The organism is Levilactobacillus muriae (genome assembly GCF_045862015.1).
In the GTDB taxonomy this organism is placed as follows: Bacteria; Bacillota; Bacilli; order Lactobacillales; family Lactobacillaceae; genus Levilactobacillus; species Levilactobacillus muriae.
In genome coordinates this window covers 87,295-110,039 of the sequence record NZ_BAAFRU010000011.1, presented here as the reverse complement: position 1 = coordinate 110,039, position 22,745 = coordinate 87,295, and the positions used below count along the sequence as shown (strand labels likewise).

Sequence of the window (22,745 nt, the reverse complement as noted above, 5' to 3'; positions counted from 1 at the left end):
ACAACGTTTCTATAGTCACAATCCATGTTTCCTCAGACAACTACGTCAGCCGAGAGGTCGGCAGATATGGGCTCAGGCGCGTCGTTCTACTTAGTCAGGGGGCGTTTTTTCCACTGGCTTAGTAGAAAACCAAGCTTGGAGACTCGGTACTTTCGAGGCTTCAAGTTGTGTTCGCACCGATCCAGCCCATATCTGCCGGCCGGTAAGGCGATGGTTGGACGATGTTGCCTAATTTTAGGCCCAGTATCGTTGTGACAATAGTACTAATGAGCATTTTGGAACTTTCAACCTTCAGCCGTAAACACGGGCAGTAAGAGGCGATCTACCAAAACTTCAATACTAGCAGAATCGTACGGTGAGTCGCTCAGCAAGCAGGCCATCAGCTGGATCGCAGGTTGCTGGATGATCACGACGGGTATTTTAGCAGGAGATGTCGTAAGTTCACCACGTTGGTACGCACGCGTCAGAATTCCTGTCAGATATTTTTGTAAGAAGCTATCGTTCAGAATAAAGTGCATGGTCTTGGGCGTCAGTTGGGGCAAGGCATCCTGCAACAACGCCTTAAGATTATCCCGGCCAAACTGGTCGACCGCTGGTAGGGGAATACTGAGTAGCGCAATTAAATCATTCCGTAAGTGTCCGGTATCCGGTTCTTGAAAAACGAGGGGACTGACGTATTCACCCTGCGAGAGCGCCCGCTTACCCGCGTCGACAACGACCGCTAACTTCGTGTCCCAACGGCGGTAGATCGCGTTCTTATTGGTATGCGCGGCCTGGGCAATGTCGTCCATGGTCAGCTTAGCATAGCCGATTTTTTGCATAGCCTGCCAGGCGGCGTCAAGGATGGCTTCCTCGAGTTCTTTGCCACGCCGGCGATGATTTTTTTCCAAAATTAAAGACCCTCCCCCTTGAAAAGGTAAGTTAAAAGGTTTATTATCTCTTTTTGGGTACTCACAGTACCTTAAAAGGAGCGATTGACAATGACAACTAAGCAAGGTTCTAAGATGAGTGGGCGGCAACCCACGATTTCAGTAACGCAAATGGCTTTAATTCTAGTATTAGGTCTCATGGCACCAATGCTGGATACAACGATGACCAACATTGGACTTAACACCATTTTGAAAGATTTAGACGCAACTGTCAATACAGTTCAGTGGGTGACTACGGCCTACGTTCTCGCTCTGGGACTGGCAGTTCCCATCGCAGGATGGCTGGTTAACCAAATATCGGGCCGCTTGCTGATGGAAATTTCGCTGATTGTTTTTCTACTGGGGTCGGTCATGTCTGGAATGGCGACGAGTCTGACCTGGTTATTAATTGGTCGGATTGTGCAGGGGGCTGCCGCCGGAATTATTGTGCCATTGGTGACCACGCTGGGGATTAGAGCGGCCGGGGGGCAAGGCCTAGGCCAGCTGATGTCGGTCGTAGGCTTACCCATTGTGTTTGCGCCAATCTTAGGGCCAACCATTGGTGGGGCGCTGATCAAATTTCTCGATTGGCATTGGCTGTTCTACATCAATATTCCCTTGGTGCTGGTGGCGTTGATTCTGGATAGGGTCTTCTTACCACCGTTCAAACCAACTGCTGGTCAACACAAACCGTTCGATTTGGTCGGGTTCTTACTACTTGTCGGATTATTTTCCGGTCTGGTTGTGGGGGTGACTGAATTCAGCACGGATGATGTCTTTGGCAAATTCAGTGTGTTGCTGCCCGTCTTCATCGGGTTGGACGCGCTGTTGGGATACATCGTCTACGCCTTTAAGCGACCACAACGGGCGTTAGTACCATTAAAATTATTTCAAACGCCGAACTTCTCCGCTTCAACGGCGTTACTTTTTCTTTCAGGCCTGCTGGTAAATGGGGCTATGTTTGCACTGCCACTGTTTCTACAAAACATTCGGGGCCTCAGTGTCATCAACACCGGGATCTATTTGATCGCGCTGGGAGCTGGCATGCTAGTCACGCGAACGCAGGCAGGTAAACTGACCGACCAGTATGGGGCGAAATGGGTTGTGATTATATCTTTAATTTTTGCGGTGATCACCACGATTCCATTTGCCTACTTCACGAAAGGAACACCAACCTGGCTGATTATTGGGATGCTGTTCTTGATGGGCCTCAGCCGCAGCGGCATTACGATTCCGGTCATGTCTGACAGCTACACGGGGATTGATCATGGCTTAATTGCTGAAGCAACGGTTGCGACACGAATGGCGCAAAATATCGGTGGATCAGTAGCGACGGCAGTCTTAGCCGCAGTAATCGCCAGTTATGAAGGTAATAACGTGGCAACGATGGCGATGTTGCACACCGCTTACTTCCATACGTTTATTTGGATCAGTGTGGGAACACTGATTGGTTTGATACCGGCATTCTTCTTGAGTTCTAAGCGTCAGGAGGTGGCTTAAGATGTTAGTACTGATGATGATCATTTTAGCTGGATTAGCTGGCTGGTTATTTTATACGTGCCGGCATGGCTGGGGCGTGGTGGTTGTCCTGATCATGTTGTTGGGACAGGGATTATTGTTGTTGGATGCCTCTCACCATTATGGGACGCAGGTGGTCACGACGACGGCGACCAGCAAGTTGATCCCGGTTGGCAGTATTCGAGGCAATCATATTCTGATGACCAAAGCCATTAAGGAGGGGAAGACGACCTATACGGCGTATGCTTCCCGAGCCAAAGACAAAACTGTCGTGATTTTGAACAAACATAAGCGGGTCAACGTGAACTTTAATGCACAACGACACGCTGTACGAATAACTCGTAATCGCCGTTATCGTTATACTTCGATAGGGATGCGCTGGTTGTTTAGTGGCATTACTAATCAGAATCAACTGCAGCGACAGACTGTGACTTACCGGTTGACGGCACACTGGCATGTGATGGATAAGCAAGCCGTAAAGCGGACGGAAAAACAGTTACAGCGCAAGTCGGTACAACAGCAGGCCAAGGCTTACGTGGCGGCGAAGATGGCGACCGTACTGAAGCGACAGCCACAGCTGAAAAGCCAGCAGAAGCAATTGCAAGCGCGATATCTGCGAGACTATGTGAGTCATATTTTAAATCGCACAGAATAGAATGTTTCATGTGAAACAAAAGCGGCGTTCCTGAATTTCTTGGAAACGCCACTTTTGCTTATTTTGAGGAATGGACGACCAGCAAGCCACTCCCGATGGTCACTAACATGAGGCTAATCAAAACCATTAAGGCAATCGACCAGTTGCCAAAGATATCGTGGATTTCCCCAAAGATGAAAGGACCAACGGCGGCAAATAAATACCCTAAGGATTGTGCAATTGCCGAACGATTAGCGATGACCGCAACCTCTTGGCTACTGGTGGCAATGAGTGTCAGAGCTAGGGTGAAGATGAGGGCGCTGGTGAAACCCAGGAGGCTGGCAGCAAGCCACCAGCCAATCCCAGACCATGCGAGGCAAAGGACGCCACCGAGGTAACCGCCCAGTAAGCCCACTAACAGGTGCCGAATGTTAGTGAAGGTATTGAGAACGAGGGCCGCTGGAATGCCGACTAATTGAAAGACAGCCAGCAGGGTGCCCGCAGTTGTGGCGGAGGCACCCAATGCCTGAAAAATCGTTGGTAACCAGGTTGTCAGACTGTAGAAGATCAAGGATTGAAGACCCATGAACGCGGTTAATTGCCAAGCCTGAGGATCGTGACGTAGAGTGGTTGTGAGGTTGAGGGTAGCTAAACCAGTAGACTGTGGATGAAAGCTAAAGCTATGGCGAGGCAACCGACTGGCGATGCCAAACGTTAATACTGCGGGCAGGGCAAACCCCATGAGGACGGCGTGCCACCCCCAGAGCTCCGCCAGTGGCATTGCACCGGCCGTTCCTACCGCAGCCACGACATTCATCGTCACGGCGTAGTAACTGGTCAGACGGGCAACGCGGGTAGTCGTGAACTGAGCAATCATGGTGGGAACCAGCACGTTGAGGAGGGCGACGGCGAGGCCAATCAGCAACGTGCCAACCAATAGTGTGGTGGCTGTTAGCGGGCGAATAAGGTTGGCGATGACCAAGCTGCCGGTAGTTAGCAGAATTAGGGGTAGAATACCTAGGCGCTGAATCAGTCTTGGTGCGACAATGGCGCCCAGTGAAAAGCACAATAAGGGAATGGTCACGAGTAGGGCTGTGAAGGGACTAGCAACGTGGAGGGCCTTCTGAATCGCTGGAAAGAGGGGCGTAATGGCCGTGATGGCTAAGCGCAGATTCATGGCAGTGGCGAGAATTAAAATAGCTTTAGCATTTTTGAACATAAAAATAGAACACTCCTTAGGCTATTCCAGCCTAGTAGACGTGTTCTAACTAGTAACATGACGGGTAATAGACCCGCTTTCGGAAGTTTGATTGCAATTACTATAGCAGATTTTCGAGGAAAAGAAAAGCCCAACTTGATTAAGAAGTTGGGCTCAGGTGGGTGAAATTTAGATAAACTGAATCAATGACATCAAAATTGGAACCACAATAATAAACAGGACGGTACTAGTCGTGACCACGTTGGTGGCGTATTCCACGTCGCCGTGGGATTCATTAGCCAGGATTGGCAAGACAGCTAGCATTGGTGTTGCGGATTGTACAATCAATGTTTGAGATGCCAGTGTTGGGAACGTAGCGCCGAAGTGACCGGCCGCTAGCAAGACGCCCACCATCAAGACGGGGGACAGGACGAATCGACCCAGCAATGCCACAATGGTGTCGCGATCAAAGTGAATACTCTTTAAGCCAGCATCGGCTAGAACAATCCCAATGTAGATCAGGGAGAGTGGCGTTACCAGATTTCCCACGTAGGTTAGCGTCGAGTTAATGAAGCTGATTTTGAGGATGGGGATGTTCAGGAGTAAGAAGATCAGTGCAACTAGGAAACCAACCAGCGGCATGGGGATAACTTTCTTCCAGTCGATCTTGTTGTGATGCTTCTCCTTTGGCTGGGTGGGATCATCGTTTGAGATCAAGAAGACCCCGAAGGCCCAGGTGGACACAGTGTTGACGATATAGTAGACCAGGAAGTAGGTCATGCTCTTGTCGCCAAACAGGGCAATGTTCAACGGTAACCCGATGAAAATGGTATTGGCGTTGACCATGGCATTGATAAAGATCCCCTTACGGCCGGGCCGCACGTGCATGAGCCGAACTAGGCCAAATGCAATCACGTAGCCAATGATGACGGCGAGAAAGGCGTAGACTAGGTAACCGGAGAAGGAGACCAGTTGTCCCCGCGTTAACCGGCTCAGAACGGAAACAAAAATTGACGCCGGCAGAGCAATATTTTTGATAAACTTTGAGATGGTCCCGCCGAATTTATCGTCGAACCAGCCCTGTCGCCGGAGAACAAAACCGAGAATCATGATTAAAACAACGACGAGGACACTTTGAATTGAATTCCACAAAACAGCCACGAGTGACGGCCTTCTTTCAAATAAGTTCATTCAGCTACTTATGCCAAGTGCTGTAAGGTATTGACTTGTGTCTTGAGACAAATGATTTTGTAAGTTGATTGTTATGGTACAACTTAATCATGCACAACTCACTATAACGCATTGTGCCAGCAGGAGTTCGAGTGGACCAACTCCTGCTGGCACAAGCTTATGGGTAGATTCGGTTATCTACGAATTAATTAGTCGAAGCTCTTGTACTCTGGCACCCACTTCATGTCAGCAACGGCTTGCTTGGCATCTGCGATGGGTTCCTTGTTCAACTTCTGATCGAGAACGCTTTGCGCGACGATTTCAGCTAGCGTTTGAGAGAATGCGGTCAGTTGAGAAACAGGTGGCAGGACAGCCGCACCAGGTTGGGTGGTGTCGACGATTCCCCCGAGGGCGTGGCAAGCAGCGGAGAGGGTCTCGCCGTTTAAGACCTTGGCTTTTGCAGCAATCAGGCCGAAGCCCAGTCCAGGATACATCAGGGCGTTGTTACCTTGGCCAATGTGGTAGGTAGTCCCCTTGTAGTCCACGTCGCCGGCGGGAATTCCAGTGGCAATTAGTGCCTTGCCATCCGTCCACTTGATCAGGTCGGCAGCCGTGGCCTCAGCCAGCTTGGTTGGGTTGGACAGGGGGAAGATGATGGGCCGCTCCGTGTGAGCGGCCATGTTCTTGATGATGGCTTCGGTGAACGTTCCCGGTTGCGTTGACGTCCCAATCAAAACCGTTGGGTGAATCGTCTTGACCACGGCGGCTAAGGTCGTCAGCTCGTCGGCGTTGTCGAATTCGGCGCGGTCACGAGTGAAAGGTTGTTGTGCCGCAGTCAGGTCAGGGGTGTCACTGAATAACAGGCCTTGCTTGTCGACGGCGTAGAAGTGCTTACGGGCTTCGTCTTCGGAAAGACCAGCGCGCTTCAATTCATCGAGTATTTGATTAGCGATGCCCATACCGGCAGTTCCGGCACCGAATGTCACAAACTTTTGGTCCTTGATGTCTTCCTTAGAGATATTCAAGGCGCCCAGAATCCCAGCTAAGACGACCATCCCGGTACCTTGAATATCATCATTAAACGTGGCGATTTTGTCCTTGTACTTATCGAGGATGACCTGAGCGTTGGAGCGCCCGAAGTCTTCCCAGTGCAGGAGTGAGTCTGGAAATAGCTTCTGTTCTGCGGTAACAAAGCGGTCGATGACGTCATTGTATGGGTCACCGTAGACCCGCTTATGATGGTTTCCTAAGTAGAGGGGATCAGCGAGTAAGGTTGCATTGTTAGTGCCGGCGTCGATGCTAACGGGTAGCACTTGGGCAGGGTCGATGCCGGCGGCTGCGGTGTAAACCATCAATTTACCCACGGCGATATCGACACCGTTGACGCCCCAGTCACCCATCCCGAGAATCCCTTCGGCGTCGGTCACCACAACCAACCGGATATCCCGGCCGTCAGCGGCGTTCTTCAAGGTAGCTTCGACATTGTCGGGGTCATCTACGGAGATGAAGGCGGCGTTTTGCGGGTCAGTGAAGAGGTGGCTGTATTCTTCGATAGAATCAGCGACCGTTGGATCATACACAATTGGCATGAATTCGACGACGTGATCGTCCATCAGCCGGAAGAAGAGCGTCCGGTTTTCGTTGAACAAGTTCATCAGGAAAAGGCGCTTTTCCAGGTCAGTAGGCTTACTTTGAAATTGGGCGTAGGCCTGCGTTGCTTGCTCATCCAGTGTTTGAACGTGGCTAGGTAAGGTACCGACTAAGCCAAGTGATTGGCGTTCGGCCTGAGTAAACGCGGTGCCTTTGTTTAAAAATGGATTATTTAAGATTGCTGCTGTAGCTGTCATAAATTAAGTTCCTCCAATTCGGTTTTAACTTTACAGGGTCTACTATAAGCGGTCAGAAAAACTATAGTCAAATCTGGTAGTTGTTATAAAAATAATTTATAATGGGTCTATTAAAGTTGCTGTGAGGGGACTCTAAAATGAACACGAAAGATTTAGCTTATTTTGATCGCTTAATTAAATTAAAAAACTTTTCGCAGGTCGCCCTGGAATTCGGCGTGACCCAACCGACGATTACGACCGCCATCAAACGGTTGGAAACGGAATTCGATACAACCTTATTTTTGCGTGATCGTGTGCACCATGAGCTAACGGTAACGGTTAGCGGTGAACAATTAGCGATTCACGCCGCGACGATTTTAAAGACGCTCGAGCTGGCGCAGCATGAGATTACGCACCTGACCCAGCAACAGACAGTCCTGGGATTGCCACCAATTATTGAAAACCATTACTTCCCTCGTGTGGCTGCCCACTTACAGGAACAGGGGATGTTGGAAAATATTGAAACATTAGAAGGTGGCTCGGTGTGGCTACGGAACGCCTTACAGGCGGGGCAAATCGATTTGGCTTTATTAGGGTCGACGGCGCCGTTAGCGTATCAGACTCTGGTGGCTGAGGAGTTCGACCGTAAGCCGTTCAATATCTTTGTATCACGCCAGCACCCTTTGGCAGCGCGTAAACGGATTTACTTTAGCGAGTTGCGCCAGGAAAAGTTTGTATTGTTTGATAGTAGTTTTATCCACAATGCGGCGTTCAATCAGCTGGCGCGGCGCAATCATTTTCGGCCAGAGGTGGTCTACCGGGCTCGCGATACCCACATCATTATGAATCTAGTCGCGGAGAATGTCGGGGTCACCTACCTGACGGCCTTAGTCGATCAACGGCGAGATGATGTGGTTCGACTGGAGTTGCTTGATGACGAGCAGCCAGAGTTCATCTCGAGCATTGTCTATCGGGCGTCACATGTCTTGACGCCGGCCCAGAAGCAGGTGTTGGCGGTGCTACGAGGGACGCTGGAGTAGGCAGTTAATGAGTGTTTTGGTATTTTTAACCTTTAGAGACTAACTAAAACTGCCAGCACCTTTTTAGGATGCTGACAGTTTGTCTATCGCTTGGGGAAAGGGATAATATTTGAGGGCTTACGTGGTTGATCGTCATTGCCATCACGTAGGTAGCCAAATTCCTGTTCCATGAATTTATCGAATTCTTCGGGTGTATCGGGAACCTCGTCGTCATCGTCCCTGGTTATTTCGGTGTAAAGATTGTGGGCTTGGGCGTACTGAATCAGTTGACCGACACCTTCGTGATTGGACTTGTAGGCGTAAAGGACGTGGTCGATGCCCAGTGCTTCTGGAATCTGGGCGATAGCGTCGGCGGGCACGTTCTTTTTGATTTGCTTATAGGCCTCATTATCAATGAAGGAAAATGAAAACTTAGACGTCGTGATCGTCAACGCATCATCGTCGTTACTGAGATCCTGAAGGTCACTTAGCGGAATGGTAAATTCTTCGCGTTTATTCGTCGTAAGATTCTTGGTAATTAGTTTAAGCGTATCCTGTGGCGTCAGCAGATTTTCTTGCCGACGTTCTTGAGCTTCAGCCAAGGCATCATTCATCAACTTGCTAAATTGGTTATCGGACAGATGCAAGACATCCTGACTGGCTTGCATCGTTAGCATGAGTAAATTACGGAAGACGGCGACATTGGCATAGTCGGGGGTATCCGGGGTAAACGTGATCTGTGGGTCGCCCTGTGGGGTGATGCTGGCTTGATAAATGATGTGGTCGTGGTTCATAGTAGTCCTCCTATAAGGTTTGTCTTGACCTCATTATACCTGGAATCGATAGAGTTGCGACGGATTTTCAGAACTTGTATGATTATCTTTAGAAGGAGGTTTTCCTATGAATCTACAGGAGAAATTCGCCTATATGGCGACTGGCAAGCCCTACAATGACCTTGATCCGGTGCTGATTTCGGCGCGAGATCAAGCCACGGCAAAAACCAATGCGATCAATGCCACGAATGATCCGGCGGAACGGGCGAGGTTGTTTACGGAATTGGTGGGGAGCACCGGTGCAGATCCGGTGGTCAATCCTAACTTTCGTTGCGAGTTTGGCACGAACATTCACGTTGGCCGGGACTTTTACGCCAACTATGATGTGGTGATGCTCGATGGTGGCGAGATTACGATTGGCGATCGCGTTTTGTTTGGGCCTAAAGTTGGCATATACACCAGTAATCATCTGTTTGATCCGACTGAGCGCCAGCTTGGTGGCTGCATCGCCAAGCCTATTATGATTGGTAGTCAGTGTTGGTTGGCAGCCAACGTGTCCGTGATGCCAGGGGTCACGATTGGTGAGAACACCATTATTGGTGCCAACAGCGTCGTGACGCACGATATCCCAGCTAATGTGATTGCTGCTGGGAATCCCTGTCAGGTATTACGGCCGATTACGGTAGCAGACAAGACCGGCTTTGTCGGGCAAGACTTCAGTTAAAAATAGTGCTACTAAGTCTCAAATTATCAATTCGTATAGATTCGTGTTACACTGACAGCTTGTCTTGGGGCTGTTTTTTTTGTTCAGGTGGTGTATCATCATTAAATAGTGCAAAATGAGAGGATAGAATTTTTATGTCGATGTTTTTCCGCGGGCTGTTACTAAGCATCGCGCTGGTCTCGTCAATCGGGATGCAAAATTTATTTGTCTTTAATAACGCCATTAATCAACGCCTACCACGGGCCGGCATCGTGGCCGTCATGGTCTGGTTTGCCGATACGGCACTGACCTTAGCCGCCTTCTTTGGGATGGGCGCGTTGATTGGCGCACATGAAACGGTTAAATTAATTATCATGCTCCTTGGGGGAATCCTGGTTCTTTGGATTGGGTTCGGGATTCTGCGATCCGCCAGTAGTTTCCGGCTAGCGAGTTCCAGTCAAACCATGCCTATGGGCAAGTCACTGGTCAATGCGTGGGTCGTGACTTGGGCCAACCCCCAAGCCATTATCGATACGAGTCTGATGTTTGGGGCCTTGCGGAGTACGCTGGCCGATGGGGAAGTCTTGCCATTCATCACCGGGGTTATCACGGCGACGGCCATCTGGTTTGCCGGGATCACGCTGATTCTTGGCCTCTTAAAGGAACGGTTGCCGCAAAAGCTGATGCTCTGGGTCAACATCCTTTCCGGAATTGTCGTCATGGTTTACGGGGCCTATCTGCTCTGGCAAGCCGGTCAACTCTTTTGGTAGAATTTGTGTCTATAACTAGAGGTTGAAAGGTCTAAAATACGCATCGTGACTGTTGCAACAACGATACTGAGACTAAAATTAGGCATCGTTGTCTAAATCAGCCGGCTTACCATTCACCAAATTTAGGCTGGAACGCTGTGGGTAGGACGCCGCCAGCCTGAGAAGCGGTCTGCCAGCTCGCTTTCAACCTTCAGTCTATAAGTAAAAAGAAAAACGTTTCGTTCAGACGGAACATACGCCTCTTTAGGTAGACAAGCAAGTAACAAAAGCTTGTTTATCTACCTAAAGAGGCGTTTTTTCGTGCCCCCAAGTTGTCTGAACGGGACGTTTTTGTTTCACATGAAACATTTCAAAAGAGAATAACCAGTCCAACAATGATAAAGAGGAGGGGGGAAAGCCACGCGCCGAACCGGGCGAAAAAAGTGGTGGCCGCAGTCGACCGAGCGAGACGGTGACTCACAGCGAGCCAGAGGGCGACCAACGCCATGAAGACAAGGAAGACACTGCCAAACTCTGTGACCGTTAAGCCGGTGAAGAAGGGAATATAGATGCTGAGATTATCCCCGCCGTTGCCAATCGTCAGCGACCACACCAGCGGCAGACTGACAACACGGGCTAACTGTGGCGGTAGCGCGTGGCTGTGTCGCACAGGCCACCAGTTAATGAGGCCAGTTATCCCTAGAATAAAAGGAACTAAGCCCAGCCAGTGAGTCCAGTGGGCCACGTTGAAGTGCAGCACACCTCGGCTGATCAGCCACGAGGCGAGAATCAACGTGATGATTCCGAGGTATTGCCCGACCAGGATGGCCCGGGTATGACGGCGATTCTTAGCGGCCAGCCAGAGGAGCAGGAGAACGATGAGATCATCGGTGTCTGTGACGAAGAAGACGCCAATGCTGGTGAGCAGTAGTGAGAGTGACATGAGCAGGCCCAACCTTTTATTTGGAATGAAAAAGCGGCCGTCTCCAGCGAGATGACCGCTTCATTTGTCGTGTTACTTAGCTTCTTCTTTACCTTCAGGCTTGTGCTTGAAGACGACCTTCATGGATAGGAAGTAGTTGACCGTGACGGCAACCGCGTGACCGATAATCTTGGTGATCGTTCCGTTGGCACCGATGACGGAGATCCCTAACCACAGCATGACGAATTCAATCAGGTACGTTGCAATCCGGGTGCTGTAGAAGGTTCCCATTTCACGGAATGGGGTGTTGGACTTGTGCTTGAAGACAAACGTCCGGTCCAACCAGAATGACCCTTGAACGACCAATAACCAGTCAATAAAGTTGGCCAGCTGGTATTCGATGCCCAGGGTGTGGGATAGGAAGTAGAAGAGGGCAATGTTTACGACAACGGTTAACGCCCCGAATAACAGGTAACGTTGAACTTGACCGTGAACTTTGTCTTCGACTTCCTCCAGTTGCTCTTCGAATTCAGCTTCCGTTTCGGTTAACTCCGCTTCATACTCCGCTTCAGTAGTAGGGTAATGGTCGTGCCGTAAAGGCGTTTTGTCTGGTTCGTTCTCCATAACTTCTGAGACCTTTCTGTGACGTTCTAACCCTGAGGCAGTACCGTCACGAGAGTTTTCAGCGGCCAACCTGAGTTATGAAAACGTGTAATTAAGTTGCTAATTTAATTATACCGTTTTTAACCGTCACTGCAACGCAACGCCCCTGTTAATTTGAAACGGCTGGGCTAGCGTCTATCATTCGTCAAATCTAGGCCGGAACGCCGCGGGTAGGACGCTGCCAGGATGTGAGGCGGGCTACCAGCTCGCTTTGACCCGCCAAACGGCGGTTCAAAGTCGCTATTCTTCAAACTTTTACCCTGTAGGCAACTACTAAAAACAACGTATCCATAGAGGTTATGGACACGCTGCGATGTGACGTTAAAGTTGAGAGGCTGGGTTAGTTGGCAACGTAAGCCGCGCGGTAATCTGCGTCCCCATTGAACTTGTTGTAGACAACCCCTTTGATCTTAGGATTGACAAGGCTACTAGTTCGACTTTCGTAGAGTGGCGTGACAGCTTGGTCCTTGAGCGCAGTCTGTGCGGCAGTGACCAAATCTTGGTAACGGGCGGTCTTGTTGAGCGCATCCGTCCCTTCAGCGGCCTTAAGGGCACTATCATAAGTCTTACTGTCATAGTGGCCCATGTTGGAGTTGTTGGCCGATTGTAGAATCTGTAGAGATTGAATCGGGTCGGCGTAGTCCATGCCCCAGCTGGTCAGGTTCAGTTGGAAATTACCTTTGGAAACGTTGCTGAGCATTGATGGAAATGGCATTGCCCGGACGTTAACTTTGGCGCCTAGCTTACTGGTAATGGCACTTTGGACAAATTCAGCGATGTTTTGGCTGGCATCATCGTTACCACAAGTGATGGTCAACGTGACGGTCTTCTTGCCAAGTTGTTTCAAGGCACTCTGGTAAAGTTTCTTAGCCTGCGCTGGCGCGTAATCTACAGTGCCCTTGGTGTAGGCATCGCTGGTGAAATCAGCACCGGTCTTGGGATTCTTCATCATGTCGTGGACACCGAAAGTCTTAGCCGGTACGGAGCCGTTCTTCAAGACTTTGGTGGCTAATTGCTGCCGGTCAACGGCTAGAGAAATGGCGGTCCGTAAGTCCTGGTTGGCAGCGACCTTGTTATTCTCATTGTATTGAATAAAGCCGATCCGGCCAGCGGATAGTGATTTCAGGTTGGCATTATTCTTGTTTTGCGTGGTTTGCTCGCCGCTCAATGTGACTTGATCAAGCTTCTTGGACTGGTAGAGGTTGTAGGCCGTGGTACTGTCCTTGATGACCTTGTAGTCGATGGACTGGAGCTTGACAGATTTCTTTTCGGCGTAGGTGGCATTCTTCTTTAACGTCCAGCTGTCACTGGTCCCACTCCAGTTGGCAAGGGTGAACGGCCCGTTGTAGACGGTCGTCTTAGCAGAAGAACCGTACTTGCTGCCGTATTTATTGACGGCCTTTTCATTCAGTGGGTAATAGGTTGTGCTGGCCAGCATCTTCTTGAAGTAGGAGGCGGGTTGGCTCAGCGTAATCTTTAGTTGGTATTTACCAACTGCTTTGACACCGAGGGTCGATGGTGACTTCTTACCGGCGGCAATAGCGTTGGCGTTCTTGATGTTCGCAAATTGATAGGTGAATTCCGATTTGGATTTTGGATTCAGCGTCCGCTCCCATGAGTAGACGAAGTTCTGGGCAGTTACCGGATCGCCGTTACTCCACTTGCCATCGTGACGCAGGTTGATGGTGTATTGGTGACCGCTGTCGGAAACGGTGGTCTTGGTGGCCAGAGCGTTTTCGGCTTGACTGTTGGCGTTCAGGCGGTAAAGGCCCTCGCCAACCTGACTGAGCGTGTTGCTGGAAATGTTGTCGGTAATCTTGGACACGTCTAGGCTGGATATCGTAGCGGTCTGGTACAGATTTAAGTGCTGTGCAGCCGCGGTTTTAGTGGACTTCGAGTGAGCGGTGACGGCGAAGATTCCACCGCCGATAACAACGATTCCGGCGCATAATAGTAAAGCTTTCTTGTGATCTAATAAACTCATGATGTATTCCTCCAAATTGTGTGATTGTCTGGGTTAGAAATAACATTGAGCTTTGCCATCGTTTGAGCATTAGGGTTCCTCCTCGGTTAAGTCAAAATGTATACAAAAAACCGTCCTCAACAGCCAATGTGTTAAGGACGGTTTTAACCGCGGTGCCACCTTAATTAGATGGAGCGTCATCAAATAGACGGACCCCATCCCTCTTCACAGGAAACTAGCATTTCCCTGACAACTGACGTATGTCGCACGTCTTCCCGTACTTCGAATGGTTCGGGGAAGCCCTCGGTGGTCCATTTAACTATCTGCGTTCGGCCGTACTCTCAGCAACGACGGCTCTCTTAACGTGCACGATAATCTTGATCTCCACTTCAATGGTTTGTTTCGGACGATTTATTGAATTGAGGCTAGTGTACCCCCGGAAAAGACGGGTGTCAACCGGAAAGCTGAAATTTATTTTGATTGATTTTTTGTTATTAATAATCAGTTATTAGAATCAGTTGACTAAATTGTAACTATCATCAATCAATTGGTAGAGCACTTTGGTATCGGTCTGGTCATCCAGAATAATGGTGATCCAGTGTTCTTTATTCATATGGTAAGCCGGGAGATAGCCGGGCTTCTGGCGCAGAATACCGGCGAGGTCGGGATTAACTTTGAGGTCGATGACATCGCGTTCGTCGGTACCAGATAGGCCAAGCTTTTCTTGGGGCACGTTCATGACCAAGGCAAACCATTTGTCCTGTGGTGTCTTGAGAATGGCGTAGTGGGGGAATTTTTTGAACGTGTAGACTGGTGTTGCGGCATAATTATTTGCAATATAATCAAAGATATCTTGACGAGTTGCCATGGCAAAACCCTCCTCATGATTTAGGGACTAACTTTAGTGTAAAGGGTATCGGAGGTGGGGTCAATGAAGCATGGCGTGAGCGGATGAATAGTGGTGAACAGAGATCAATCGGACCTGGACTTACTCAGCGACTGGTTAGCTTAGTGGGTAAAACGATTGTTCTCGCTATTGCGGGCTGCTTCAGGCATACTGGGTAAAAGCTAGTGAAAGAAAAGCGAAATGGCAACTAAAGATGACCAATATTCAGTTATGGCAAAGGTGACTGCGCAATAGTCGCAGAATGGCACGTAAGTCCACAGTGTACCTAGCATATTACTTTAGTCAGACATAAAAACCGACGAATCCCATTGAGATTCGTCGGCCGATCCTTAAATGATCAAATTATTTATTTACCAGGAACATAATCTTCATCAATAACCAAGACTGGCTTGATGGTCTTCCCGGAAACGGAGTCGGCATTGGCTTCGTTGATTTGACTGAACTTGTAGAACTTTTCAGTCTTTTGATAGTCGAACATGCCCATCTTGTTGAATTCAATCAGCCGTGGAATATCAACTTGAGGAATAGAGTCCCCCATGTTGACCCCGATGACACTCTTGTCGTTGACACAGAGGTCGTTCCAGGTATCCAAGTCGATGTGATGGTTGGTGACGGCAATCGCTGCTGAAGTCCCACCTTGAGCTAAGGCATTGATGGAACTGGAGATCACGCTGGCAACCCCGGTCGTATCAACGGCGTAGTTAACACCGTAGCCACCGGTCAAGTCTTGCACGGCCTTGACCACATCGTCAACATTCTTGCTGTTGATGGTGTCAGTGGCACCGAGTTCCTTAGCTAACTTCAAACGAGAGTCCACAATGTCGATTGCGATAACCTTAGTGCATCCAGAAATCCGGCCGGCCATCATGGCAGCTAAACCAACGGCACCAGTCCCAAAGACAGCGATTGTGTCACCAGGCTTTGGCTTCAAGGTGTTCAGAACAGTCCCGGAACCAGTAACGTAGCCACAACCCAGAGGGCCCAAACCCCGCAAGTCTAAGTCCTTGCCAACTTTAACGGCATTCCGTTCCCGAACAACCGTGGTTGAGGTGAAGGAACTTTGGTCAAACATATCGGCAACCTTGTGGCCATTTTCAGTGAAGTGGGCCGTCCCATCAGGACGAACCCCAGAGAGGTTGTTTGCAGCGTAGTTTTCACACTGGGTTGGAATCCCCTTCAAGCAGCTCTTACAGTTCCCACAACCGTAGAAACTCAGGACAACGTGGTCACCAGGTTTGAATTGGGTAACTTCTGGCCCAACTTTTTCAACAATCCCGGAACCTTCGTGGCCTAAAACGATAGGATAGTCAATGACGGCAACCCCGGTACGGAGCGCTTCGTCGGAGTGACAGATCCCACTAGCAACCATGTGAACTTGAATATCGTCGGGACCCATTTCGGCCAGTTCAACGTCATCACGAATTTCAAAATCAGCACTTTGCTTATCAACAACTGCAGCTTTAATCTTCATAATTTTGGCACCTCGGTTTTAAATTTTATGTTTACATTGATAATTATCACACATGTAGCGAGAAAAGCAAGCGCTTTCATTACAGATTTACATCACCAATAGTCTTTTAACACCGACAACAGCGGCGTTTTGGACGTTGGGGTCAGATTACTGAAACTGACGGAGAAGCTTGCTTTTCTTTCACATTCACAGGAAAAAAGATAATTCCAGATGAATTATCTTCTTTCAGAGCTATGACTAGCCATTAGCCTTTTCTGGATGGCCTTGCAGGTAGATAACGTGAGTGTTCAGGAATTCTTCAATCCCGTGCTTCCCGTCATCACCACCGATACCAGATTCCTTCCAGCCAGAGTGAGAGCCGTTCATGGCTTCGAAGTTGAACCGGTTGATGTAGGTTTCACCATCTTCAAGTTCCTTGGAAGCCCGCATAGCGTTGTCGAGGTTTTCGGTAAAGATTGATGAGGTCAACCCAAAGTCACTATCATTAGCCATGTCAATGGCATCATCCAACGTCTTGAAGGTTAAGACTGGCAGAACTGGGCCAAAGATTTCGTCTTGTACGATTTCAGAATCTTGCTTAACGTTGCTAATAACGGTTGGTTCGAAGAAGAAGCCTCTAGCGATCTTAACCACGTGACCACCAGTTTCTAGCTTACCACCGGCTTCAACAGCACGGTCGACCATACCAGAAACTTTGTCTAAGGCGCCTTGGTTGATCAGTGGGCCCATGCCGATGTCTTCGTGTTTCATTGGATCGCCGACGGTAACTTCGCCCATCTTGGTAGCCAACTTCTTCGTGAATTCATCTGCAATATCTTCTTGAACGTAAACCCGTTCACAGTTGTTGCAAAGTTGTCCGTTGTTGTCGACCCGTGAATCAATAATGGATTGGACGGCCAAATCGATGTCAGCATCCTTGCAGACAATGGCAGGTGCTTTCCCACCAAGTTCCAGAGATACTTTAGCCATGTGAGTCGCAGCGGCAGCCATGACCCGCTTCCCAGAGTTTACAGAACCGGTCAAGCTAATGATACCGATCTTCTTGTTCTTGGAAAGTTCATCACCAATGACAGCACCAGGACCTGTAACGATGTTGACAACACCCTTAGGAATGCCAACCTTTTCACAAATCTTCCCAAATTCAAGGCCTAAGTTAGGCGTATCGGTACTTGGTTTCATAACAATTGTATTCCCGGTAACCAAAGCTGGCCCCATCTTCCGAGCAATTAGGAAGAATGGGAAGTTCCAAGGCAAGATTCCGGCAGCGACCCCAATTGGTTGCTTGTCGATCATGATGCTTTCGTTAGCGTTGTCAGATTGTAAGATTTCCCCTTCGTAGGTCCGGGATGCGCTGGCCATATAGTCAAAGTAGTCAGCGGAGAATAGAATTTCCGTGGTGGCTAATCCTTTAACCTTCCCCTGTTCTTCTTGGAGCATGGCAATCAGGTGATCGGAATCCTTCCGAATCTCAGTGGCAACATCGTGCAGGTATTGACCACGTGTTGCAGCAGGAACTTTCTTCCAGGATTTTTGTGCTTCGTAGGCGGCATCAATGGCTTCACGGGTTTCATCAAGTGTTGCGCTAGGAACAGTCGAAATAGGGTCCCCAGTAGCTGGGTTGATCACAGTAATTAAGTTACCAGAAGTGGAGTCCTTAAATTCACCGTTAATGTACATTTGGTAATGTTTTAATGCGACAGAGTTCTGTGTCATAATGCGAAATACTTCCTTTCCCAATTATCCAAATCGGTAGGTGCGATAACATCGAATATATCTGGGTAGTAAACGAAAAAACGTCACAGATTGTTACAACATGAGCAAACTATAATCAAAACTAAACACGCGTGTTTATTTGATTACTCAACATCGTTATAGTCCATTTTTGATTCGATTGCAAACTGATTCACAATATTTTGGCCGAAATTTAACGTTAGAAAATGGCAGATGCCAACAGCGACTAACGCTGAGCAAATTTCAAAAGAAAAGTTATAAACTTTCTTAACCGGTTAACCTAGTGCGAAAGGCCATTGCTTGAGAGAAATTCAGGATGATTCTTGATAAAGGTTGCCGCACTGGGGTGACTTGTCAGAAAGGCGCTACATTTATCCGGATCGGCTGTGAGTTGACGTAGTTGGTCGAATTCTGAGGGGAGTTTGCGGTTGTATCTGGGTAAAAAATTTCCGCAGTGTTGCGAGTGTTGACGGCGTTGACATAGACTTGAGCAACGTTGGCAGGAAGCATGGCCTCACTAGTGCCAGCGATCCCCTGTATGGTAATCAGGCCAACGTAGGTGTTGGTATCCTTCAGCTCGGCGGCTAAAGATAGGGCGTAACTGCGGAGGGCGGCCTTGGTTAAAGAAAGGGTGGTCGTGGTTTTGTCGGGATGATGAGCAGCACCGCCACCGGTAAAGAGAATGTTACGTGGCAGGTCAGTGGGCGCCAGATCTAGGAATTGACGACTAGTCGTGATGGCACCAAGAACATTGGTGTTAAAGCTTTGCATAATTTTTTGAGTCGACGTGGTTAGGGGCCCGTCTAGTGTGGTGTCAGCAACGTTGTAGATGAAGGTCTGGGGCTGACCAAACTGTCGACTGACTTGTAAGAAGAGATTTGCCGTCTGTTGCGGATTTGTGGCATCCGCAGCAATCCAGTCGGCAGCCAATCCCTCCATGTGAAGGTCTTCCGTCATGGTCTGTAAGTTTTGTGCGTTACGGGCGACCAAGACGGAGTGGTTGCCAGCCTGACTGAAGGCTCGCGCAATGGCAAGTCCAAAGCCAGATCCGGCGCCCAGGATAACAACTGTTTTTGTCATAAGTTCTGCCTCCGATATTCGATGGTGCGAGCTGTTTCAGTGGAAACGTACTCGCCTAAAAGTACCTTAACAGGTTGAGCAGGTGGCGGCAAAGAAAGGTCTTACAATCAAGAATATTTGTTGAATGACCGAATCAAGTTCGCCAATAAGCGGGGAGATGGCCAAATTGTATTGGCCGTTATCGGCAGTCAAAAAACGAGAGCGGAGTCAGCTGCCTTCTGTCCCACGTTTCAGCAATATAGCTTTGGCGAGCAAAAAAACGAGTCAGGGGTTTTGTCCCAAGACTCGCGCATTTTAGAATGTCTGAAGTTATTTAATATGTTCGTTGGTAATGGCTTCGATATCAGCTTTGGCAATCTTCGACATGTTCTTCTTAAGGTGCTTCACGTCGTTTTTGTTCGTGATGAATCCAGATTCAACCAAACTGTAGTCAATACCACGTCGGCGTAGAACGTTGCAGTTCCGAAGGTTTGTCCGGTAGCTGTAGCCGTTGTAGGCCTTGTTCAGACCAACATACTTTTTAATGACTTTTGCCAAGCGCTGGTCGCGTTTCGTTGGGTGCTTCTTATGAATGATGACGTGGCCACCGTGGCCGGCTGGCGCGTCGAGATGGAACATGATTACTGTGGTCTTCTTGTTTAACTTGTAAGATCCCTTGTGATGATAGAGGGTATCACTAACTAGGTTTTTCTTGGGATTGTAGAAGGTGATGGTACTCCCCTTAACTTCCTTAGCATACTTTCGCAGTTGTGGCAGCATGTGTTTCCGCAAGAAAGCGGCCTCTGTGGTACCGTTGCCACGAGCACCGGGATCACCGGCACCATGACCCATGACGATTAAGTAGTGTTTCTTGGCTTTTACTTTGGGCGTAGCTTTTTTGGCCGTTTTAGACGTGGTCGTTTGACGAGCAGCCTTAGCCGTGGTGACCGCTGTTGTAGCAAGTGCTAGTGGCAAAAGTAGCATAATGCCGGCGATAAGACCCATTTTCCAGGTGTGTTTCATTCCTGATCGACTCCTTATGTATTCTTGTTAACGCCTTTAATCATACGCTTATGGCGTTGATTAAGGTAGTGCTGATTACAAGAAAAAAGAATTATGCAAGGAAAAATTCACAAAGGATCGCCAAAGAAGATAGGCAAGGTTGGCTAGTGGTAACGGGCAGCCATGTCTGCGAGGGTGTTTTTCATGTTGGCTACGAATTCAGCCGGGGCGATGACCTCGACATTACTGCCTTGGCTGAGTAGCCATATTTTGGCACCAAGGTCGAAGACGATCGCCTCAATGACGACGTAATCAGAGTGACGGGCGGTGACTTTGGCCGTGGGAAAGCGGTCGAGGGCCGCCTCTGGAATTCCCCAGAATTTAAAACGAAGCGTTATTTCCTTGCCCGGCGTCATGTAATGGATGTGTTGTCGCAGCTCACCGTCTTCGAAGCGTTCGGCCCGAGTACGTGTCATCGTCTGACTGCTGGTTTGAAAGTGACGAATCCGATCGAGCCGGTAAAAGAGATGACGTTGGTACTTAGCATTATAGGCGACGACGTAGAAGTCGTATTCAGAAAAGAGAACGGCTTCTGGAAGAATCGTCCGAGTCACGATTTCGCGGTGCTGCTTCTGGTAAATGATGGTGACCGATTGTGCCTGTATAATGAATTGACTGAATTGCCACAGGCGGTCCAGCAGGGGTTGCTGATGCTGCAAGGGTTGATAGTCAATTGCCCCTGAATGAATTCAGAGGCTTGTCGCTCACGTGTCTGGCGACACAGTAGTCCAATATACCTGTTGGGTACTCCTACGCATAGTGGCAACATCGTCGGGTAATTGACGGCTACCCGTTTAACTACCAGGTTTACCCGGTAATTGTTAGCTTTTGAATCTTGGGTCGTTTGACACCGTTCAACCAGGCTTCTCCGAGCATCTCAATATTCATTGCGCCCAAGCGGTCATCATTACAACGATACTGGCACTGCGCTCAGTGTCATGATGGCGATTAGTCTTCACAATCAGTCCACACTTTGGACAGCGTTGTGAGGTATATGCTGGTGATACCTTCGCGACGGTTATACGTTAGGAATGCTTCCAGTTGGAAAAAGGCCCAAGAACGATGGCTGTTACGTAAGGATTTTGGTAAGTCTTCGGTATTGAAGGTTACGTTAGTTAAGTCTTCCAAAACAAAAACCCTATGCGAACCGTATAATGCAACGAGTGTCTTAGCTAACCGATGATTCACATCAGTCATCCAGCGGTTCTCTCGTTGGGCCAGTTGTTTCAGCCTCTTCTTGGCAGACCTGGTGCCTTTGCTTTGGAGGCGACGTCGATTCTCCAAAAACTTCTTCCGCCGAAGTAGGATTTTTTGACCATCGAAAAAATAGTCTTTCCCAGATGGTCATATGCGGTGGCCAAGAAGCGCAAGCCACGGTCAATACCGACAATCTGGGGACTATTTTCTTTGTCAAAATCAGCGATATCCTTAGTGATGCCAATATGTAGGAACCATTTTCCTTGGTTGTGGACCAATTTTCCAGTGCCTAACTTCCAGTCGCCCTGAAAGCAGTCTTCAAAACCTTTATTGGTAAAAGCTAGCTTCGTTCGCTTCCCAAGGGTGGTGATGGAGATCTGGGTCATGCCATTGACGAAAGAATAATTACTTTGGCGAACCAAATCTGCTTGTGGTCGACGAAACTGGATTGGCTTCACCAACCAGTTCAGGTCTCTAGAAACTTGAGTCCATTTATTTTCTTCGTTCTTGTAGCGGTAAGGATGTTGTTTCATTTGTTCCTGAACCGTCTTGTAACGAGCAACAACCGTGCGAAAGACCGACTGAACCATCTGACTATTGAGCGATGATGCTTGTCTAAACATTTTATACAGATGATTATTTATTTTCAACCAACTCAGTGGAAAATCGTGATCAAAGACCCACTGGCTGACAATATTCGCTAATCGCTGGTATTCTTGGGCCATAGCTAGGAATTCACCGGCTTGAATCGTGTCTAGATAGAGTCGCAACTTAATCGTACGTCCTAGTTTAACCATCGGCTACCTCCCCTGTAGGTTGGATTCGGTATACCATATCTGGCAGTCCAGTAGGGGAACGTACGTTTAAGAACGGCTTAAGTTCTTGCATTCATCTCGCGATTGAAATCACGGGTTTTTTGCCTTGGTTTTAATAAAACGATTCATTTTTAATAATTGGATAGATTTCACGCTGGTCTTCAGGGGCTGATAGACTGGGTAAACTGGTGATGGTCCGGTGCATTTCGATAGTTGTTAGAGACCGGCTAGCTAATAGTATCTTTATTAATAATAGAATTGATTGTTTAGTAACTGTGTTTTGCGTTCCCTTTAACTGGAAACCGTTTAGACGGCGGGAGTAGATCAGTTGATAGTCGAGGTTTTCGGCCGTTATAAAGTCACGTAACTGACTAAAATCACGTTGAATCACGCGGGGCGTAACGGTGAAGTGGCTGGCAAGCTTGGCCTTGATAGCAACGTGACCGGTCAAAAGAGA

19 protein-coding genes, 1 pseudogene and 1 other annotated feature are annotated in these 22,745 nt (G+C 48.6%); of the genes and pseudogenes, 5 read left to right on the top strand and 15 right to left on the bottom strand.

The window, feature by feature from the left end; genetic code table 11:
* Positions 1-284: 284 nt before the first annotated feature.
* The gene (locus ACKTSF_RS09510; protein ID WP_407888855.1) at positions 285-890 is read right to left on the bottom strand and encodes a TetR/AcrR family transcriptional regulator; all 606 of its coding nucleotides are present in this window, start codon (positions 888-890) and stop codon (positions 285-287) included.
* A gap of 90 nt (positions 891-980) precedes the next feature.
* Here ACKTSF_RS09510 and ACKTSF_RS09505 point away from each other — a divergent pair, with 90 nt between their 5' ends.
* Positions 981-2,408, top strand: a complete 1,428-nt coding sequence (locus ACKTSF_RS09505; protein ID WP_407888853.1) for an MDR family MFS transporter — start codon at positions 981-983, stop codon at positions 2,406-2,408.
* Between the two features lies 1 nt (position 2,409).
* Positions 2,410-3,081 carry a DUF4811 domain-containing protein gene (locus ACKTSF_RS09500; RefSeq protein ID WP_407888851.1) on the top strand — a complete coding sequence of 224 codons (672 nt, stop codon included), beginning with the start codon at positions 2,410-2,412 and terminating at the stop codon, positions 3,079-3,081.
* A gap of 58 nt (positions 3,082-3,139) precedes the next feature.
* Here the strand turns inward: ACKTSF_RS09500 and ACKTSF_RS09495 are convergent, their stop codons facing one another.
* From ACKTSF_RS09495 to ACKTSF_RS09485, 3 genes are all read right to left on the bottom strand, one after another.
* Positions 3,140-4,279: an MFS transporter gene (locus tag ACKTSF_RS09495; RefSeq protein WP_407888849.1), complete on the bottom strand. Its 1,140-nt coding sequence runs from the start codon at positions 4,277-4,279 to the stop codon at positions 3,140-3,142.
* Positions 4,280-4,447: 168 nt separating this feature from the next.
* Positions 4,448-5,419: an AEC family transporter gene (locus tag ACKTSF_RS09490; RefSeq protein WP_407888847.1), complete on the bottom strand. Its 972-nt coding sequence runs from the start codon at positions 5,417-5,419 to the stop codon at positions 4,448-4,450.
* 218 nt (positions 5,420-5,637) lie between these two features.
* Positions 5,638-7,275, bottom strand: a complete 1,638-nt coding sequence (locus ACKTSF_RS09485) for a malolactic enzyme (RefSeq protein WP_407888845.1) — start codon at positions 7,273-7,275, stop codon at positions 5,638-5,640.
* Positions 7,276-7,412: 137 nt separating this feature from the next.
* Between ACKTSF_RS09485 and ACKTSF_RS09480 the strand changes: the two genes are divergently transcribed.
* Positions 7,413-8,294, top strand: a complete 882-nt coding sequence (locus ACKTSF_RS09480) for a LysR substrate-binding domain-containing protein (RefSeq protein ID WP_407888843.1) — start codon at positions 7,413-7,415, stop codon at positions 8,292-8,294.
* 83 nt (positions 8,295-8,377) lie between these two features.
* On the opposite strand, the gene ACKTSF_RS09475 is transcribed toward ACKTSF_RS09480, so the two are convergent.
* Positions 8,378-9,067: a hypothetical protein gene (locus ACKTSF_RS09475; RefSeq protein ID WP_407888841.1), complete on the bottom strand. Its 690-nt coding sequence runs from the start codon at positions 9,065-9,067 to the stop codon at positions 8,378-8,380.
* Between the two features lie 106 nt (positions 9,068-9,173).
* Here ACKTSF_RS09475 and ACKTSF_RS09470 point away from each other — a divergent pair, with 106 nt between their 5' ends.
* A complete protein-coding gene (locus ACKTSF_RS09470) occupies positions 9,174-9,770 on the top strand; it encodes a sugar O-acetyltransferase (RefSeq protein ID WP_407888839.1) in 597 nt (198 codons plus the stop codon).
* 134 nt (positions 9,771-9,904) lie between these two features.
* Entirely contained in the window at positions 9,905-10,519 is a 615-nt protein-coding gene (locus ACKTSF_RS09465; RefSeq protein WP_407888837.1) for a LysE/ArgO family amino acid transporter, read from the top strand.
* Between the two features lie 349 nt (positions 10,520-10,868).
* Here ACKTSF_RS09465 and ACKTSF_RS09460 read toward each other — a convergent pair whose 3' ends face one another.
* The 10 genes and pseudogenes from ACKTSF_RS09460 to ACKTSF_RS09415 form a co-directional block, all read right to left on the bottom strand.
* On the bottom strand, positions 10,869-11,441 hold the full coding sequence (locus ACKTSF_RS09460; RefSeq protein WP_407888835.1) for a cadmium resistance transporter: 573 nt from the start codon (positions 11,439-11,441) through the stop codon (positions 10,869-10,871).
* A 72-nt stretch (positions 11,442-11,513) separates the two neighbouring features.
* On the bottom strand, positions 11,514-12,044 hold the full coding sequence (locus ACKTSF_RS09455; protein WP_407888833.1) for a GtrA family protein: 531 nt from the start codon (positions 12,042-12,044) through the stop codon (positions 11,514-11,516).
* A gap of 379 nt (positions 12,045-12,423) precedes the next feature.
* On the bottom strand, positions 12,424-14,067 hold the full coding sequence (locus ACKTSF_RS09450; RefSeq protein WP_407888831.1) for a peptide ABC transporter substrate-binding protein: 1,644 nt from the start codon (positions 14,065-14,067) through the stop codon (positions 12,424-12,426).
* Positions 14,068-14,197: 130 nt separating this feature from the next.
* Positions 14,198-14,448: a binding site (T-box leader), on the bottom strand.
* A gap of 112 nt (positions 14,449-14,560) precedes the next feature.
* Positions 14,561-14,914: an MmcQ/YjbR family DNA-binding protein gene (locus ACKTSF_RS09445; protein WP_407888829.1), complete on the bottom strand. Its 354-nt coding sequence runs from the start codon at positions 14,912-14,914 to the stop codon at positions 14,561-14,563.
* 385 nt (positions 14,915-15,299) lie between these two features.
* Positions 15,300-16,424 carry an NAD(P)-dependent alcohol dehydrogenase gene (locus ACKTSF_RS09440; protein ID WP_407888827.1) on the bottom strand — a complete coding sequence of 375 codons (1,125 nt, stop codon included), beginning with the start codon at positions 16,422-16,424 and terminating at the stop codon, positions 15,300-15,302.
* A 237-nt stretch (positions 16,425-16,661) separates the two neighbouring features.
* Entirely contained in the window at positions 16,662-18,137 is a 1,476-nt protein-coding gene (aldA, locus tag ACKTSF_RS09435) for an aldehyde dehydrogenase (protein WP_407888825.1), read from the bottom strand.
* A gap of 372 nt (positions 18,138-18,509) precedes the next feature.
* The gene (locus tag ACKTSF_RS09430; protein ID WP_407888823.1) at positions 18,510-19,235 is read right to left on the bottom strand and encodes an SDR family NAD(P)-dependent oxidoreductase; all 726 of its coding nucleotides are present in this window, start codon (positions 19,233-19,235) and stop codon (positions 18,510-18,512) included.
* Between the two features lie 309 nt (positions 19,236-19,544).
* Positions 19,545-20,237, bottom strand: a complete 693-nt coding sequence (locus ACKTSF_RS09425) for an N-acetylmuramoyl-L-alanine amidase (protein ID WP_407888822.1) — start codon at positions 20,235-20,237, stop codon at positions 19,545-19,547.
* A gap of 143 nt (positions 20,238-20,380) precedes the next feature.
* Entirely contained in the window at positions 20,381-20,935 is a 555-nt protein-coding gene (locus ACKTSF_RS09420) for a WYL domain-containing protein (RefSeq protein WP_407888820.1), read from the bottom strand.
* 148 nt (positions 20,936-21,083) lie between these two features.
* Positions 21,084-22,270, bottom strand: a pseudogene (locus ACKTSF_RS09415) (RNA-guided endonuclease InsQ/TnpB family protein).
* Positions 22,271-22,745 lie beyond the last annotated feature (475 nt).

Bases quoted from the DNA above. Each gene is read 5' to 3' on its own strand.
- ACKTSF_RS09505 (WP_407888853.1), top strand. From the start codon at position 981: ATGACAACTAAGCAAGGTTCTAAGATGAGTGGGCGGCAACCCACGATT.
- ACKTSF_RS09500 (WP_407888851.1), top strand. From the start codon at position 2,410: ATGTTAGTACTGATGATGATCATTTTAGCTGGATTAGCTGGCTGGTTA.
- ACKTSF_RS09495 (WP_407888849.1), bottom strand. From the start codon at position 4,279: ATGTTCAAAAATGCTAAAGCTATTTTAATTCTCGCCACTGCCATGAAT.
- ACKTSF_RS09485 (WP_407888845.1), bottom strand. From the start codon at position 7,275: ATGACAGCTACAGCAGCAATCTTAAATAATCCATTTTTAAACAAAGGC.
- ACKTSF_RS09480 (WP_407888843.1), top strand. From the start codon at position 7,413: ATGAACACGAAAGATTTAGCTTATTTTGATCGCTTAATTAAATTAAAA.
- ACKTSF_RS09475 (WP_407888841.1), bottom strand. From the start codon at position 9,067: ATGAACCACGACCACATCATTTATCAAGCCAGCATCACCCCACAGGGC.
- ACKTSF_RS09470 (WP_407888839.1), top strand. From the start codon at position 9,174: ATGAATCTACAGGAGAAATTCGCCTATATGGCGACTGGCAAGCCCTAC.
- ACKTSF_RS09465 (WP_407888837.1), top strand. From the start codon at position 9,905: ATGTCGATGTTTTTCCGCGGGCTGTTACTAAGCATCGCGCTGGTCTCG.
- ACKTSF_RS09460 (WP_407888835.1), bottom strand. From the start codon at position 11,441: ATGTCACTCTCACTACTGCTCACCAGCATTGGCGTCTTCTTCGTCACA.
- ACKTSF_RS09455 (WP_407888833.1), bottom strand. From the start codon at position 12,044: ATGGAGAACGAACCAGACAAAACGCCTTTACGGCACGACCATTACCCT.
- ACKTSF_RS09450 (WP_407888831.1), bottom strand. From the start codon at position 14,067: ATGAGTTTATTAGATCACAAGAAAGCTTTACTATTATGCGCCGGAATC.
- ACKTSF_RS09445 (WP_407888829.1), bottom strand. From the start codon at position 14,914: ATGGCAACTCGTCAAGATATCTTTGATTATATTGCAAATAATTATGCC.
- ACKTSF_RS09440 (WP_407888827.1), bottom strand. From the start codon at position 16,424: ATGAAGATTAAAGCTGCAGTTGTTGATAAGCAAAGTGCTGATTTTGAA.
- aldA (WP_407888825.1), bottom strand. From the start codon at position 18,137: ATGACACAGAACTCTGTCGCATTAAAACATTACCAAATGTACATTAAC.
- ACKTSF_RS09430 (WP_407888823.1), bottom strand. From the start codon at position 19,235: ATGACAAAAACAGTTGTTATCCTGGGCGCCGGATCTGGCTTTGGACTT.
- ACKTSF_RS09425 (WP_407888822.1), bottom strand. From the start codon at position 20,237: ATGAAACACACCTGGAAAATGGGTCTTATCGCCGGCATTATGCTACTT.